12 protein-coding genes are annotated in these 15,196 nt (G+C 70.6%); 4 read left to right on the top strand and 8 right to left on the bottom strand.

Annotated elements, in window-relative coordinates; all coding sequences use genetic code 11:
• Window positions 1–64 precede the first annotated feature (64 nt).
• From CP980_RS24015 to ctaC, 4 genes are all read right to left on the bottom strand, one after another.
• Complete coding sequence (locus CP980_RS24015; protein WP_150529057.1) at window positions 65–1,312, bottom strand: L,D-transpeptidase; 1,248 nt, start codon at window positions 1,310–1,312, stop codon at window positions 65–67.
• A 116-nt stretch (window positions 1,313–1,428) separates the two neighbouring features.
• Window positions 1,429–1,827, bottom strand: coding sequence for a cytochrome c oxidase subunit 4 (locus CP980_RS24010; protein ID WP_069919980.1), 399 nt, complete (start codon window positions 1,825–1,827; stop codon window positions 1,429–1,431).
• On the bottom strand, window positions 1,824–3,554 hold the full coding sequence (gene ctaD / locus CP980_RS24005; protein WP_099893041.1) for an aa3-type cytochrome oxidase subunit I: 1,731 nt from the start codon (window positions 3,552–3,554) through the stop codon (window positions 1,824–1,826). Before ctaD ends, CP980_RS24010 begins: the two co-directional genes overlap by 4 nt.
• Window positions 3,551–4,525 (bottom strand): aa3-type cytochrome oxidase subunit II, encoded by a 975-nt coding sequence (gene ctaC, locus CP980_RS24000; RefSeq protein ID WP_099893039.1) that lies wholly within the window; start codon window positions 4,523–4,525, stop codon window positions 3,551–3,553. The genes ctaD and ctaC overlap by 4 nt, the downstream gene beginning before the upstream one ends.
• 283 nt (window positions 4,526–4,808) lie before the next feature.
• On the opposite strand from ctaC, the gene CP980_RS23995 reads away from it, so the two are divergent.
• A complete protein-coding gene (locus tag CP980_RS23995) occupies window positions 4,809–6,188 on the top strand; it encodes a cysteine desulfurase/sulfurtransferase TusA family protein (RefSeq protein WP_132755838.1) in 1,380 nt (459 codons plus the stop codon).
• A 33-nt stretch (window positions 6,189–6,221) separates the two neighbouring features.
• Here CP980_RS23995 and CP980_RS23990 read toward each other — a convergent pair whose 3' ends face one another.
• The gene (locus tag CP980_RS23990) at window positions 6,222–7,199 is read right to left on the bottom strand and encodes a carbohydrate kinase family protein (RefSeq protein WP_150529056.1); all 978 of its coding nucleotides are present in this window, start codon (window positions 7,197–7,199) and stop codon (window positions 6,222–6,224) included.
• Window positions 7,200–7,332: 133 nt separating this feature from the next.
• On the opposite strand from CP980_RS23990, the gene CP980_RS23985 reads away from it, so the two are divergent.
• Window positions 7,333–7,572, top strand: coding sequence for a hypothetical protein (locus tag CP980_RS23985; RefSeq protein ID WP_150529055.1), 240 nt, complete (start codon window positions 7,333–7,335; stop codon window positions 7,570–7,572).
• Between the two features lie 85 nt (window positions 7,573–7,657).
• Entirely contained in the window at window positions 7,658–9,124 is a 1,467-nt protein-coding gene (locus tag CP980_RS23980; protein WP_150529054.1) for a hypothetical protein, read from the top strand.
• 75 nt (window positions 9,125–9,199) lie between these two features.
• On the opposite strand, the gene erpA is transcribed toward CP980_RS23980, so the two are convergent.
• Entirely contained in the window at window positions 9,200–9,556 is a 357-nt protein-coding gene (erpA, locus tag CP980_RS23975; protein WP_030010511.1) for an iron-sulfur cluster insertion protein ErpA, read from the bottom strand.
• A 315-nt stretch (window positions 9,557–9,871) separates the two neighbouring features.
• Between erpA and nadA the strand changes: the two genes are divergently transcribed.
• Window positions 9,872–11,059: a quinolinate synthase NadA gene (gene nadA / locus CP980_RS23970; protein ID WP_132755832.1), complete on the top strand. Its 1,188-nt coding sequence runs from the start codon at window positions 9,872–9,874 to the stop codon at window positions 11,057–11,059.
• Window positions 11,060–11,131: 72 nt separating this feature from the next.
• Here nadA and CP980_RS23965 read toward each other — a convergent pair whose 3' ends face one another.
• On the bottom strand, window positions 11,132–14,275 hold the full coding sequence (locus tag CP980_RS23965; protein ID WP_150529053.1) for an efflux RND transporter permease subunit: 3,144 nt from the start codon (window positions 14,273–14,275) through the stop codon (window positions 11,132–11,134).
• Window positions 14,276–14,469: 194 nt separating this feature from the next.
• Complete coding sequence (locus tag CP980_RS23960) at window positions 14,470–15,168, bottom strand: response regulator (RefSeq protein WP_150529052.1); 699 nt, start codon at window positions 15,166–15,168, stop codon at window positions 14,470–14,472.
• Window positions 15,169–15,196: the final 28 nt, after the last annotated feature.

Here is a 15,196-nt window from a genome sequence, read left to right as displayed (position 1 = left end):
ACTGCGGCGCGCCGGCGGAGGACGGTGCGGGTCCGCCCGGCCCCGGAGCGGGGGCCGGCCGGTCTCAGACCTGCGGGCGCAGCCGGGCCTGGTCGATCGGACTGCGGCCTTCCTGGGTGCCCTTGAGGAGGGCGCTGCCGTCGCGCCACTCCTTCCAGTCCAGGTTCCAGTCGCCGAAGCCGTTGCCGAAGGGCTCCATGTCATCGCCGATACTGTTGATCACCCGGACGATGTCGCCCTCGGTGATGTTCTCGTAGAACCAGGCGGCGTTGCCGGTGCTCATGCCCGTGCAGCCGTGGCTGACGTTCTCGGATCCCTGTGAGCTCACGGACCACGGCGCGGCGTGCACGTATTCACCACTCCAGGTGACACGGGTCGCGTAGTAGACGGGCAGGTTGTAGTACTCGCTGCCGCCGATGCCGACGGTGTCGCCGCGCATCTGGACGAAGTACTGCTTGCCGAGCACCACCTTGACCCCGTTGCGGGTGGAGAATCCGGGCTTTCCGGTGGTCACCGGAATGGTATTGATCACTTCTCCGTTGCGCTCGAACGTCAGGTAGTGCGAGGACGCGTCGGTGGTGACCTCGACCCGGTCCCCGATCTCCAGCGTCAACGGCGTGGAAGCGGCCCCGTGGAGCTCGTCGTTGATCTTGATGCCCTCCAGATTGCTCCGTACGTAGACGGTGGAGTGCGCGGGCCAGTAATCCTTCGGGCGGAAGTGCAGGTTCTTGTCGTCCACCCAGTGCCAGGCGCCCTCGACGCCGGGCGGCGTGCTGACGACCAGGCCCCGCTCCACGATCGCCCGGGCGGCCTTGTCCGCGATGGGCTCGTTGAGCACGGCCGTAAGGGGCTGTCCGACGCCGTACTTGCCCTCGTCCGGGCCGAATTCGACCTTGAGGACCTTCTGGGCCGGAGTGGTCTCGAACGTCAGCCTGCGCTGCCCCGGAGCGCCCCGCTCGTCCTCGGTGTTCACCAGGACCGTGTAATGGACGCCGGCGGCCATCGGGGCGGTGCTGTGCCAGCGGTCGCCCTTGGCGCTCAGCTCGCCCGCGAGACGGCGGCCCTGGGCGTCCACGGCGGACACGTCGGTGATCCGGCTTCCGCCGGTGCCCTTGGCGGTGATCTCCAGGGGCTTCTCGGGGTCGACGGGCCGTCCACCGGGCGGCTGGTTGAAGACGACCTGGTCGCCCGCGTCGTACGGGCGGGCTGACAGCGGGTTGTCTCCGGGCCCGCAGGCGGTGGCTCCGGCCCCGAGGGACGCCACCAGCACGGAGCAGCTGAGTACCGTCCGAAGACGCGGTGAGTGCTTCATGGAGCCCACGCTATGAAGGTATGACCATTACTGCGCGCGGGGTGACTGCAAACGAGGGGCCCGGACTCCTCCATTGGAGGTGTCCGGGCCCCAGGTCCTGTCTCGGTGCTGCGGTCCTACTGGTTCTGGTTCTCACCGCGGTAGTACTCGTACACCCAGCCCCACAGGCCGATCAGGATGATCGGGGCCGAGAAGTACATGAGCCACCAGCCGAAGATGACGCCCATGAACGCGAAGGCACCACCGATGGCGAGCGAGAGCGGCTGCCAGCTGTGCGGGGAGAAGAACCCCAGCTCGCCCGCCTCGTCGGCGACGTCGGCCTCCAGGTTGTCCTGGGCCATCTCGTCCACGCGCTTGGCCGTGAAGGCCAGGTAGTAGCCGATCATGACGCTCAGGCCGAAGGCCAGGAAGAGCGCGGTGGTTCCGACGGGCTCCTTCGACCACACGCCGTACACGACGGCCATGATCAGGATGAAGAAGGAGAGCCAGAGGAACATCTTGCCCTGGATCTTCACTTGCCGGCCTCCTTGCCACCGGTGACGGCCTTGGCGGCGACGCTGTGGTCCTCGAGGTGGTCGAGGGCTGCGATCTCAGGGTGGTGCAGGTCGAACGCAGGCGATTCGGAACGGATGCGCGGCAGGGTGAGGAAGTTGTGCCGCGGCGGCGGGCAGGACGTCGCCCACTCCAGCGAACGCCCGTAGCCCCACGGGTCGTCGACCTCGATCTTCTTGCCGTACTTCGCCGTCTTCCAGACGTTGTACATGAACGGCAGCATCGACATGCCCAGCAGGAAGGAGCTGATCGTCGAGATCGTGTTCAGGGCGGTGAAGCCGTCGGCCGCGAGGTAGTCCGCGTAACGGCGCGGCATGCCCTCGGCGCCCAGCCAGTGCTGCACCAGGAACGTGCCGTGGAAGCCGATGAACAGCGTCCAGAAGGTGATCTTGCCGAGGCGCTCGTCCAGCATCTTGCCCGTGAACTTCGGCCACCAGAAGTGGAAGCCGGCGAACATCGCGAACACCACGGTGCCGAAGACGACGTAGTGGAAGTGCGCGACGACGAAGTACGAGTCGGAGACGTGGAAGTCCATCGGGGGCGAGGCCAGGATGACGCCGGTCAGACCACCGAAGGTGAAGGTGACCAGGAAGCCGATCGTCCAGAGCATCGGGGTCTCGAAGGACAGCGAGCCCTTCCACATGGTGCCGATCCAGTTGAAGAACTTCACACCGGTCGGTACCGCGATCAGGAAGGTCATGAAGGAGAAGAACGGCAGCAGCACACCGCCGGTGACGTACATGTGGTGGGCCCACACGGTCACGGAAAGGCCGGCGATCGCGATCGTCGCACCGATCAGACCGATGTAACCGAACATCGGCTTGCGGGAGAAGACCGGGATGATCTCGGAGACGATTCCGAAGAACGGCAGCGCGATGATGTACACCTCTGGGTGTCCGAAGAACCAGAAGAGGTGTTGCCAGAGCAATGCGCCGCCGTTGGAGGCGTCGAACACATGGGCGCCGAACTTGCGGTCGGCCTCCAGCGCGAAGAGCGCGGCGGCCAGGACCGGGAAGGCGAGCAGGACCAGGACACCGGTCAGCAGCACGTTCCAGGTGAAGATCGGCATGCGGAACATCGTCATGCCCGGAGCGCGCATGCAGATGATCGTGGTGATGAAGTTGACCGAGCCGAGGATCGTGCCGAAGCCGGAGAAGGCCAGACCCATGATCCACATGTCGGCGCCGATGCCCGGCGAGCGGACCGCGTCCGACAGCGGGGAGTAGGCGAACCAGCCGAAGTCGGCGGCGCCGTTCGGCGTCACGAAGCCGGCCACCGCGATGGTCGAGCCGAAGACGTACAGCCAGTACGCGAACATGTTCAGCCGCGGGAACGCCACGTCGGGCGCGCCGATCTGCAGCGGCATGATCCAGTTCGCGAAGCCCGCGAACAGCGGGGTGGCGAACATCAGCAGCATGATCGTGCCATGCATGGTGAACGCCTGGTTGAACTGCTCGTTCGACATGATCTGCGTACCCGGACGAGCCAGCTCGGCGCGCATGAAGAGCGCCAGCAGACCGCCGATGAGGAAGAACACGAACGACGTGACCAGGTACATCGTGCCGATGGTCTTGTGGTCGGTAGTGGTCAGCCACTTCACGACGACATTGCCCGGCTGCTTGCGCCGCACCGGCAGCTCGTTTTCATACGAGTCGGCGGCGGCACCCTGAGATTCGTTGAGGATGCTCACAGTTTGTTCGTCTCCGCATTCCGGGCCGGGTCAGTCTGCTTGATGCCGGCCGGGAGGAAGCCGGTCTGCCCCTTCTCGGCCAGTTCCTTGAGGTGCGCCCGGTAGGCCTCGGGAGAGACGACCTTGACGTTGAAGAGCATCCGGGAGTGGTCGACGCCGCAGAGCTCGGCGCACTTGCCCACGAAGGTGCCCTCTTCGGAGGGGGTGACCTCGAAAACGTTGGTGTGGCCCGGGATCACGTCCTGCTTGAACAGGAAGGGGACCACCCAGAAGGAGTGGATGACGTCGTTCGACGACAGGATGAAACGGACCTTCTCACCCTTGGGCAGCCACAGGGTCGGCCCGGGGTTGCCCGTCTCCAGGTTCCGGTCACCGGGAACGCCCTTCTCGTAGACGCCCTCGGCGCCCGCGGGGAATTCCTTGGTGAAGCGGTCCGGGATGTTGGCGAGCTCCTTGGGGACCGCGCCGGCCTTGGGGGTCGCCGCGTCTCCGTCGACGTTCTCGACGTAGTTGAAGCCCCAGCTCCACTGGAAGCCGATCACGTTGATCGTGTGCGCCGGCTTCGGGGTGAGGGCGAGCAGCTTCGACTCGTCACGCGCGGTGAAGTAGAAGAGCACCGAGACGATGATGAGCGGGACCACGGTGTACAGCGCCTCGATGGGCATGTTGTACCGGGTCTGCGGGGGGACCTCCACCTTCGTCCGGCTGCGCCGGTGGAAGATGACGCTCCAGATGATCAGGCCCCAGACCAGGATGCCCGTGATGAGGGCAGCTGCCCACGACCCCTGCCACAGGGACAGGATGCGAGGCGCCTCCTCCGTGACCGGATAGGGCATTCCGAGCCGGGGGAAGTCTTGCCAGTTGTACGAGCAACCAGTGGCGGTCGCCAGGACCGCGCCCGCAGTCAGCGCCTGCAGCAGCTTCCGCCGCATCGGGCGCCGCGGCGAGCGGTCGGAGCCGTAGGGACTCACGTAGCGCCTTCCCGAGAGTCTCGGCCCGCGCGGCCGGCCGCGGCCGTATTCGGGTCGGTCGCCGGCCCTGACGCAGGCAGGGGTTTGGATGTTTATGCGGACCAAACCCTACTGGACGCTATTTGGGGTCGCGCGGGGAGGGTGCCCAACGCGCCGCTACTGCCCCCGAAGGGATGGATCCGCCGTACGGGGGACGGCCCAACACCCCCTGAATGGCGGCCTCCGGAGAGCATCTGACGGCCCCTGACCTCGAACGCACCCGGCCGCCGGTTAGCGTGGCCCGATGCCGTACTTCGACACCGCTTCCGCCGCCCCCCTGCACCCCGTGGCCCGGCAGGCGTTGCAGGCCTCCCTGGACGAGGGCTGGGCGGACCCCGCCCGGCTCTACCGGGAGGGCAGGCGCGCCCGGCTGCTGCTGGACGCGGCGCGCGAGGCGGCGGCGGAGGCCGTGGGCTGCCGCCCCGACGAGCTGGTGTTCACTCCTTCGGGGACGCACGCGGTTCACACGGGGGTCGCGGGGGCCCTCGCCGGGCGCCGGCGCGTCGGCGGTCATCTGGTCGTATCGGCGGTCGAACACAGTTCCGTACTCCACGCGGCGGACGCGCACGAGGCCGCCGGGGGGACGGTGACCCAGGTACCGGTGGACCGCGCGGGCGCGGTCTCCCCGTCCGGGTACGCCTCCGTGCTGGACCCCTCCACGGCCCTGGCCTGCCTCCAGTCGGCCAACCACGAGGTGGGCACGGTCCAGCCGGTGGCGGAGGTGGCCGAGGTCTGCGCGGCGGCCGGGGTGCCGCTGCTGGTGGACGCGGCGCAGTCGCTGGGCTGGGGCCCGGTGGAGGGCGGCTGGTCGGTGCTGACGGCGAGCGCGCACAAATGGGGCGGTCCGGCGGGAGTCGGGCTGCTGGCGGTCCGCAAGGGAGTGCGGTTTTCTCCCCAATTCCCCGCGGACGAAAGGGAGTCGGGCCGCTCCCCCGGCTTCGTGAACCTGCCGGCCGTCGTGGCCGCGGCGGCCTCGCTGCGGGCCGTACGGGCCGAGGCCGAGGCGGAGGCGGCCCGGCTGCGGACCCTGGTCGACCGCATCCGGCGCCGCGTGGCCCGGCTGGTGCCGGACGTGGAGGTGGTCGGGGACCCGGAGCGGCGGCTGCCGCACCTGGTCACGTTCTCCTGCCTGTACGTCGACGGGGAGACGCTGCTGCACGAGCTGGACCGGGCGGGTTACTCCGTCTCCTCCGGCTCCTCCTGCACCAGCTCCACGCTGACCCCGAGTCATGTGCTCCGGGCCATGGGCGTGCTGTCGGAGGGGAACGTACGGGTCTCGCTGCCGCCGGGGACGACGGCGCAGGAGGTGAACGGCTTCCTGGAGGTCCTGCCGGGGGTGGTGGCGGGGGTCCGCGCCACGCTCGGCGTGGGCGCGCCGCCCGCCGCGGAGCCGGTGTCGGACGCGCTGGAGATCGACGCCCTGGGCCTGCGCTGCCCCCAGCCGGTGATCGAGCTGGCCCGCGCGATCGGCACGGTCCCGGTCGGGGGCACCGTCACCGTCCTGTCGGACGACGAGGTGGCCCGCCTGGACATCCCGGCCTGGTGCACGATGCGCGGCCACACCTACGTGGGCGAGGCCCCGCGCCCGGCGGGGGTCGCGTACACGGTCCGCCGGCGGGTCTGAGAGCGGCCCGCCGGCGTCCGGTGCGCGGGAGGGTTACGCCGCCAGGTGGGCGCGGACCTCGGCGGCCGCGTCCTCGCCGTACGCCTTGGTGAAGCGCTCCATGAAGTGGGCGCGGGCCAGGGTGTACTCCTGCGTGCCCAGCGTCTCGATCACGAGCGTGGCCAGCATGCAGCCGACCTGCGCCGCCCGCTCCAGACCCACGCCCCAGCCCAGGCCGGTGAGGAAGCCCGCGCGGAACGCGTCGCCGACGCCCGTCGGGTCCACCTTCGCCGTCTCGTCCGGGCAGCCGACGACGATCGGCGCCTCGCCGGCCCGCTCGATCCGCACGCCGCGCGAGCCGAGGGTGGTCACGCGCGTGCCGACCTTGCCCAGGATCTCGGCGTCCGTCCAGCCGGACTTCGACTCGATCAGGCCCTTCTCGTACTCGTTCGAGAAGAGGTACGTCGCGCCCTCCATCAGGGTGCGGATGTTCTCGCCGTCCATCCGGGCGATCTGCTGCGAGAAGTCCGCCGCGAACGGGATCCCGCGCGTGCGGCACTCCTCCGTGTGGCGCAGCATCGCCTCGGGATCGTCGGCTCCGATGAGGACGAGGTCGAGCCCGCCCACCCGGTCCGCGACCGCCTTGAGCTCGATCAGGCGGGCCTCGCTCATCGCGCCCGTGTAGAAGGAGCCGATCTGGTTGTGGTCGGCGTCCGTGGTGCACACGAAGCGCGCGGTGTGCAGCACCTCGGAGATCCGCACCGAGTCGGTGTCGACGCCGTGCCGCTCCAGCCACGCGCGGTACTCGTCGAAGTCGTAGCCGGCCGCGCCCACCAGGATCGGGCGGGTGCCGAGCTGACCCATGCCGAAGCAGATGTTCGGGCCGACGCCGCCCCGCCGTACGTCGAGGTTGTCGACGAGGAAGGAGAGGGAGACCGTGTGCAGCTGGTCCGCGACGAGCTGGTCGGCGAAGCGGCCGGGGAAGGTCATGAGGTGGTCGGTGGCGATGGAGCCGGTGACTGCGATACGCACGGCGTGGACGCTCCTGCGGAGGACGGCGAGGGGGACAGTCAAAACTACCCGGTCGCTGCCCGGCCGCCGACCGCACGAAACTACCCCGTAGTAGGTCTTTCTTCGCCCGCCGCCCCGTGCCTACCGTGCCCCCATGACCTACACCGATGGTTTCGGGTACGCGGGCACGACCAGGGAAGGCACCGGGAAGGGCCCCGCCGCCACGCGGCCCGGCCTCGCACGGCTGCTGGGCGACTGCGCCAGGATGGCCCCGCACTGGGCGGTCGCGGCGGACCCCCGGCCGGCCCGGGTGGCGCCCTCCCAGATCCACGGGATCAGCGTCCCGCCGGCCTCGGCCCGCCTGATCGCCTCGACGGCCGAGTACGGGGACTGAGAGCCGAGGGGGGCCGGGGAACCGGTTCGCCGTCTGTTCCGTCACAGCCCCGTCAGCCACTACGGCGAGGGCGAAGGAGCAAGCGGTGACCAGCGAACAACCCGAGACATCACGCGGCACACGGCGGCGGCCGGCCTGGGCCATCGGCTCGATCGCGGCCGCCGTCCTGCTCGCGGGCGGCGGTACGGCGTACTGGGCGGCCGCGGCCTCCGGTGACGGCGGGCGGGGCGACCGTACGGGTGAGAGCGCGGCCTCGGCGCCCCGGGTGGCGCCGAGCCCCTCCGGGCCGGGCATCGCCCCCGGCGAGCCGGACCCGCACGGCAGCGGGGTCACCTACCGGGCCGACGTGAAGCTCCCCGACGCCCCCGCGGCGACCGCGCCGTCCTACGCCGCGACCGGCGAGGTGAGCCCGGAGGAGGCGGCCCGGCTCGCGACGGCCCTCGGCCTCCCGGGCTCCCCCCGGCTCACCGGCGAGACCTGGCAGGCCGGGGAGGGCGGCGACGGCTCGGGGCCCCGGCTCACGGTGAACCACAAGGCCCCCGGGACGTGGAACTTCGCTCGCTTCCAGGGGGCCGGCGGCCAGGGCAGCGGCGGGGCCGGTGACGACTGCAAGCGCGGCAAGGACACCTGCGGCCCGGCCACTCTCCCCCAGGCGGACGGCAACGGCGGTGCGGACGCCGCCCAGGGCGGCGCCCCCGTGAGTGAGGAGGCCGCCAAGGCCGCCGCCGCCCCGGTGCTCGCGGCGCTCGGCCAGAGCGGGGCCAAGCTGGACGCCCGGCTCACGCAGGGCTCCGTACGCGTGGTGACGGCCGACCCGGTGATCGACGGGCTGCCCACCCAGGGCTGGTCCACGAAGATCAGCGTGGGCGCGGACTCCCGGGTGGTGGCGGGCAGCGGTGAGCTCAAGGCGCCCGTGCGCGCGGCCGAGCAGCCGGTGGTCGGTGCCGCCGAGGCGCTGGCCCGGCTCAACCGGGCCTCGGGCGGATCCGGGGCCGCGGACACCGGGCCCAGCGGCTGTGCCAGCGCGGTCCCGCTGTCCCCGGACACCCCGGTCGGCCCCGGGGACACCCCGCCCTGCAACCCGGAGCCGCGGCCGATGAAGCCGCCGCGGACCGAGACGGTGAAGGGTGCGGTGCTCGGGCTGGCCCCGGGGACCGTGGACGGGGCGCGCGGGCTGGTCCCGGCGTGGCTGTTCGAGGTGGCGGGGAGCGGGGGTGGCCCCGCCCGTACGGTGGTCCAGCCGGCCGGTGAGGACGCCGCGGGGACGCCTTCGGCCCCCAAGGGCGGGCGCACCGTTCCGGGGTTCGCGTACCAGGACTCCGACCGGAAGCTGACCGTGAACTTCTGGGGCAGCGTGTGCAGCACGTACGCCCTGGAGGCGCGGGAGGAGGCCGGATCGGTGACCGTGCGGATCACGGACACCCCGAAGGAGCCGGGGCGGGCCTGCATCATGCTCGCCCAGGAGATGACGGTGTCGGCGACGCTCCAGCAGCCGCTGGGCGAGCGCAAGGTGATCGACGCGACGTCGGGCAAGCCGCTCCCCCGGCAGTAGCCCGGCCCGCACGACGGGAGGCCCCCGGCGCCGATGGCGCCGGGGGCCTCCCGTGTGTCCCTGCTCGCTCCAGGCTTAGCTGAAGGAGTCGCCGCAGGCGCAGGAGCCGGTGGCGTTGGGGTTGTCGATCGTGAAGCCCTGCTTCTCGATGGTGTCGACGAAGTCGATCGAGGCACCGTGCAGGTACGGGGAGCTCATCCGGTCCGTGACGACCTTCACGCCGTCGAAGTCCTTGACGACATCGCCGTCGAGGGAGCGCTCGTCGAAGAAGAGCTGGTAGCGCAGGCCGGAGCAGCCGCCGGGCTGGACGGCGACGCGGAGCGCCAGGTCATCGCGGCCTTCCTGCTCCAGCAGGGTCCTGACCTTCTCGGCGGCGGCGTCGGACAGGAGGATGCCGTCGCTCACAGTGGTCTTGTCGTCCTGTACGGACATCTGCATTCACTCCCGAAGTGGGCGGCTCCCCACCCATGGCGGGGAAACGTCGGACTCTTGCCGTCGATGGCAACGAGCGGGGCCGAGGATTCATTCCGGACCCGACGCATGTTTCAGATTTCCATGCTCGCACACCGTCGCGGGGAGGTGGACCTGACGGACCCGGCACTCCGTCCCGGGCGAATTCGTCACATCGACACTATCGGCATCGTCAAAGTGACGTGAAGCGGCTATGATAGATAACGTCAAATAGACGAGAAGTCGAATTCTGCTTCGGAAGCCCCGCTTCGAAGCCCTTGTCGCGGAACAGAAAGGGTGCGTGTCGTGACCACCGCCCAGCCTTTGGACGTCCAGCCGACGCCCCTCGCCCTGCTGCTGCTCGGCCGTGAGGCCGACCCCAAGAGCGAGCGCGGGGTGGAGTGCCCCGGCGACCTGCCGTCGCCGTCGGACCCGGACCTGGTCGCGCGAGCCCGCGCGGCCAAGGAGAAGCTCGGGGACAAGGTCTTCATCCTCGGCCACCACTACCAGCGGGACGAGGTGATCGAGTTCGCCGACGTCACCGGCGACTCCTTCAAGCTGGCCAAGGACGCGGCCGCCAAGCCGGAGGCCGAGTACATCGTCTTCTGCGGCGTCCACTTCATGGCGGAGTCCGCGGACATCCTGACCTCGGACGACCAGAAGGTGGTCCTGCCGGACCTGGCCGCCGGCTGCTCGATGGCCGACATGGCCACCGCCGAGCAGGTCGCCGAGTGCTGGGACGTGCTGACCGAGGCCGGCATAGCCGGTGCGACGGTCCCCGTCTCGTACATGAACTCCTCCGCCGACATCAAGGCCTTCACCGGCAAGCACGGCGGCACGATCTGCACCTCGTCCAACGCGAAGAAGGCCCTGGAGTGGGCCTTCGAGCAGGGCGAGAAGGTGCTCTTCCTGCCGGACCAGCACCTGGGCCGCAACACCGCCGTCCGCGACATGGGCATGTCCCTGGACGACTGCGTGCTCTACAACCCGCACAAGCCGAACGGCGGCCTGACCGTCCAGCAGCTGCGGGACGCCAAGATGATCCTGTGGCGCGGCCACTGCTCGGTGCACGGCCGCTTCTCGGTCGACTCGGTCAACGACGTCCGCGCCCGCATCCCCGGGGTGAACGTGCTCGTCCACCCCGAGTGCAAGCACGAGGTCGTCGCGGCCGCGGACTACGTCGGCTCGACGGAGTACATCATCAAGGCGCTGGAGGCGGCCCCGGCCGGCTCCAAGTGGGCCATCGGCACCGAGCTGAACCTCGTCCGCCGCCTGGCGAATCGATTCGCCGCGCAGGACAAGGAGGTCGTCTTCCTCGACAAGACGGTCTGCTTCTGCTCGACGATGAACCGCATCGACCTCCCCCACCTGGTGTGGACCCTGGAGTCCCTGGCCGAGGGCACCCTCGTCAACCAGATCCAGGTCGACAAGGAGACGGAGAGCTTCGCGAAGCTGGCCCTGGAGCGCATGCTCGCCCTCCCGTAGCCCCCGCCGTACGCCCGAAGGGCCGCCCCCTCGTTCGAGGGAGCGGCCCTTCGGCGTTCGCCGGACCGTACGTCAGACCTTGACCGGGGACCCCTCGTCGGAGGACTCGTCCGGGGCCGGGACCACCGTGAGGCGGGCCGTGCGCCTGGCCTCGCGCTTCGCGCGGCGGCGCTCCTTGCGGAGCTCGATCATCGTGTAGAGGGTCGGTACCAGGAGCAGCGTCAGCAGCGTCGAGCTGACCAGGCCGCCGATCACCACCACCGCGAGCGGCTGCGAGATGAACCCGCCCCCGCCGGTGACGCCGAGCGCCATCGGGAGCAGCGCGAAGATCGTCGCGAGGGCCGTCATGAGGATCGGGCGCAGGCGGTGCCGCCCGCCCTCGATGACGGCTTCGACCACGCCGAGGCCCTGTGCCCGGTACTGGTTGACCAGGTCGATCAGGACGATCGCGTTGGTCACGACGATGCCGATGAGCATCAGCATGCCGATCATCGCCGGGACGCCCAGCGGGGTGCCGGTCACCAGCAGCAGGCCGAGCGCGCCGGTCGCCGCGAACGGGATCGAGACCAGCAGGACCAGCGGCTGGACCAGCGACCGGAACGTGGCCACGAGCAGCATGAACACGATCGCGACGGCCGCGAGCATGGCCAGGCCCAGGGAGGCGAACGCGTCGTCCTGGTCCGAGGAGACGCCGCCGATGGTGGCCGTGGCCCCCTCGGGCAGGTCCAGCGCCTTGATCTTCGTCTGGAGTTCGGCGCCGATCGCGCCGGTGTTGTCGCCGACCGGCTTCGCGGTGACGGTCGCGGCGCGGGCACCGTCGATCCGGGTCATCGAGACCGGGCCGGGGACCTCCTTGACCTCGGCGACGTCGCCGAGCTTGACCGGGCCGACCGGGAGCGCCTGGAGCTCGGCCAGGGTGGTGGCCGGGTGCGCGGACTTGATGACGATGTCCCGCTCGGTGCCGTCCAGTACGGCCTTGCCCGCCGGGGTGCCCCGTACGGCCTGGGCGACGATCGCCCCGAGGGCGGCCTGGTTCAGGCCCGCCTCGGCGGCCTTCGGGGTGGCGGTCACCGAGATCCGGGGCACGGACTGGGAGAGGTCGCTCTGCACGTCGGTGACGTCGTCGAGCGTGGCCATCTCGGCCCGGACCTGCTCCGCGGCCTGGGCGAGGACGTCGGCCTGCCCGGCCTTGACGACCACGCTCAGGTTCTGGCTGCCGAAGCCGCCGCCCGCCGAGATGCTGGTGTCGCCGATGCCGTCGAGCTTGCCCAGGGCGTCCTCGATGCGCTGCTTGACGCCCTCGGAGTCGCCGGAGTCCTCCAGGGTGACCTGGTACGAGGCCTGGTTGGAGCCCGTACCGCCGCCGAAGGCGGCCAGGAAGCCGGAGGAGCCGACGGTGACCTGGTAGTCCTTGACGCCCTTGATCTCGGTGAGGGCCTTCTCGACCTTCCGGCTCGCCTCGTCGGAGGCGGCCAGCGAGGTGCCCGGGGGCAGCTGCTGCTTGACCGTCAGGACGCTCTGCTCACCCTGGTCGAAGAAGTTGGTCTTCAGCAGCGGGGCCATCCCGAACGTGGCGACGAGGACGACCACCGCGACGGCGAGGGTGGCGATCCGGCGGCGCGTGACCAGGCCGAGCGCCCGTACGTAGAAGCCCTGGAGGCGGCTCCTGGCCTCCTTCTCCTCGGCCTCGCGCCGCGCCTTCGCCGCGCTCCCGGGGTCGCCCGCCGCCACGCCCTTGGGCGCGCGCAGGAACCAGTACGAGAGCACCGGTACGACCGTGAGGGACACGATCAGCGAGGCCAGCAGGGCCGCGGTGACGGTGAGGGAGAACGGGCCGAAGAACTCGCCGACCATGCCGCCGACGAATCCGATCGGCAGGAACACGGCGACGGTGGTGAGCGTGGAGGAGGTGACCGCGCCGGCGACCTCCTTGACCGCGGCGATGATGGCCGCCTCGCGCTCCTCGCCGTAGCCGAGGTGGCGCTTGATGTTCTCCAGGACCACGATCGAGTCGTCGACGACGCGGCCGATGGCGATGGTGAGGGCGCCCAGGGTCAGCATGTTGAGCGAGAGGTCGCGGGTCCACAGCACGATCAGCGCGAGGACCACGGACAGCGGGATGGAGACCGCGGTGACCAGCGTCGAGCGCAGCGAGGCCAGGAAGACCAGGATCACGAGCACCGCGAAGAGCAGGCCGAGCAGGCCCTCGGTGGTGAGGCTGGAGATGGACTTGGCCACGGGCGGGCCCTGGTCGCTGACGACGGTCAGTTCGGCGCCGGCGCCGAGTGCGGAGCGCAGCTCGGGCAGCTTGTCCTTGACGGCGTCGGAGATGGCGACGGCGCTGCCGTCCTTGTCCATGGTGAGGACGAGGGCGAGGCTGGGCTTGCCGTTGGTCCGGGTCAGGGAGACGGCCTTGGCGGGCTCCTGCGTGACGGTGGCGACGTCGGCCAGACGCACGGCCGGCTTGCCGCCGGCGCCGCCGAGGCGCAGCTCCTGGAGCTGGGCGAGGGAGGTGTAGCCGCCGCCTACGCGGACGGTCCGGTTCTTGCCGGCCTCGTCGAAGGAGCCGGCCGGTACGGTCGCGCCGCCCGCCTGGAGGGCCTGCGCGAGGGCGGCCCCGTCGAGGCCCGCCGCCGCCAGCTTGGCGTTGTCGGGGGTGACGGCGATCTGGAGGTCCTGGACCCCGTCGACGCTGACCTGGCCGACGCCCTCGATGTCCTCCAGGACGGGGACGACGGAGCGGCTGAGCTGGTCGGCCAGGGCCTGCTGGTCCTTGTCCGAGGTGACGGCGAGGACGACGGTCGGGATGTCGTCGGTGGAGCCGGCCACGACCTGCGGGTCCACCTCGGCGGGCAGCCGTACGCGGGCCCGGTTGACGGCCTGCTGGACGTCGGCGACGAGCTGCTTGGTACCGCTGTCGCCGTAGTCGAACGTGGCCATGATGAGGGCGTTGCCCTCGCTGGCCGTGGAGGTGATGCCGGTGATGCCGTCGACGCCCTTGAGGGTGGCCTCGATCGGTTCGATGACCTGCTTCTCCACCACGTCGGGCGAGGCGCCCTGGTACGGCGCGAGCACGGACACCATCGGCAGGTCGATGGACGGCAGCAGCTGCTGCTTGAGCTGCGGGATGGCTATGGCGCCGAAGAGCAGTGCGGTGATCGACACGAGGCCGATCAGCGCTCTTTGGGCCAGGCTGAAGCGGGACAGCCAGGACATGGGTGTGGGATCTCTCTGCAGTGGCGTGCGCGGGGCTGGGCTGGGCCTGAAGGCCGCGGGCCTTCAGCCTTCCGTACGCGGGGGCGGCGCTGCGTCGCCCCCAGGTGCCGCGTCTTTATGCGCCGCATACCGCGTCCGCAGTACGCGGCCGTACTCCACCGCCCCGCCCCCGACTGCCTTCCGTCTGGACACCCCTAGTCGACGCGGGGCCGGACCAGGCCCGATTCGTAGGCGATGACCACCAGTTGGGCCCGGTCGCGGGCGCTCAGCTTGGCCATGGCGCGGTTCACGTGGGTCTTGACGGTGAGCGGGCTGACTTCGAGCCGTCCGGCGATCTCGTCGTTGGACAGGCCCGCGGCGACGTGTACGAGGACCTCGCGCTCGCGCACGGTCAGCGCGGCGAGCCGTTCGGCGTGCGCGGTGGGGGCGCCGGGGTCGGCGCCGCCGCCCTGGGCGAGGAAGGTGGCGATGAGCCCTTTGGTGGCGGCCGGGGACAGGAGCGCCTCCCCGGCGGCGGCGACGCGGATGGCGTTGAGGAGCTCGTCGGGCTCGGCGCCCTTGCCGAGGAACCCGGAGGCGCCCGCCCGCAGGGACTGCACGACGTACTCGTCGACCTCGAAGGTCGTCAGCATGACGACGCGGACGGCGGCGAGTTCGGGGTCGGCGCTGATCATGCGGGTGGCGGCGAGCCCGTCCGTGCCGGGCATCCGGATGTCCATGAGGACCACGTCGGGCCGGGTCTCCCGGGCGAGCGCGTAGGCCTGGGCCCCGTCGGAGGCCTCGCCGACGACCTCCATGTCGGGCTCGGAGTCGACCAGCACCTTGAACGCGCTGCGCAGCAGCGCCTGGTCGTCGGCGAGCAGCACCCTGATGGTCGTCGGCGTCTCTTCCACGCCCGCACCCTACGCGGATGCCGCCCGG

The sequence above is a fragment of the Streptomyces vinaceus genome (assembly GCF_008704935.1).
GTDB classification, from domain to species: Bacteria; Actinomycetota; Actinomycetes; order Streptomycetales; family Streptomycetaceae; genus Streptomyces; species Streptomyces vinaceus.
The sequence above is the reverse complement of the archived record's forward strand: the minus strand, read 5'-3'. Positions and strand labels throughout refer to the sequence as shown.

Bases quoted from the DNA above. Each gene is read 5' to 3' on its own strand.
- CP980_RS24015 (WP_150529057.1), bottom strand. From the start codon at position 1,312: ATGAAGCACTCACCGCGTCTTCGGACGGTACTCAGCTGCTCCGTGCTG.
- CP980_RS23965 (WP_150529053.1), bottom strand. From the start codon at position 14,275: ATGTCCTGGCTGTCCCGCTTCAGCCTGGCCCAAAGAGCGCTGATCGGC.
- CP980_RS23995 (WP_132755838.1), top strand. From the start codon at position 4,809: ATGCCGTACTTCGACACCGCTTCCGCCGCCCCCCTGCACCCCGTGGCC.
- CP980_RS23985 (WP_150529055.1), top strand. From the start codon at position 7,333: ATGACCTACACCGATGGTTTCGGGTACGCGGGCACGACCAGGGAAGGC.
- erpA (WP_030010511.1), bottom strand. From the start codon at position 9,556: ATGTCCGTACAGGACGACAAGACCACTGTGAGCGACGGCATCCTCCTG.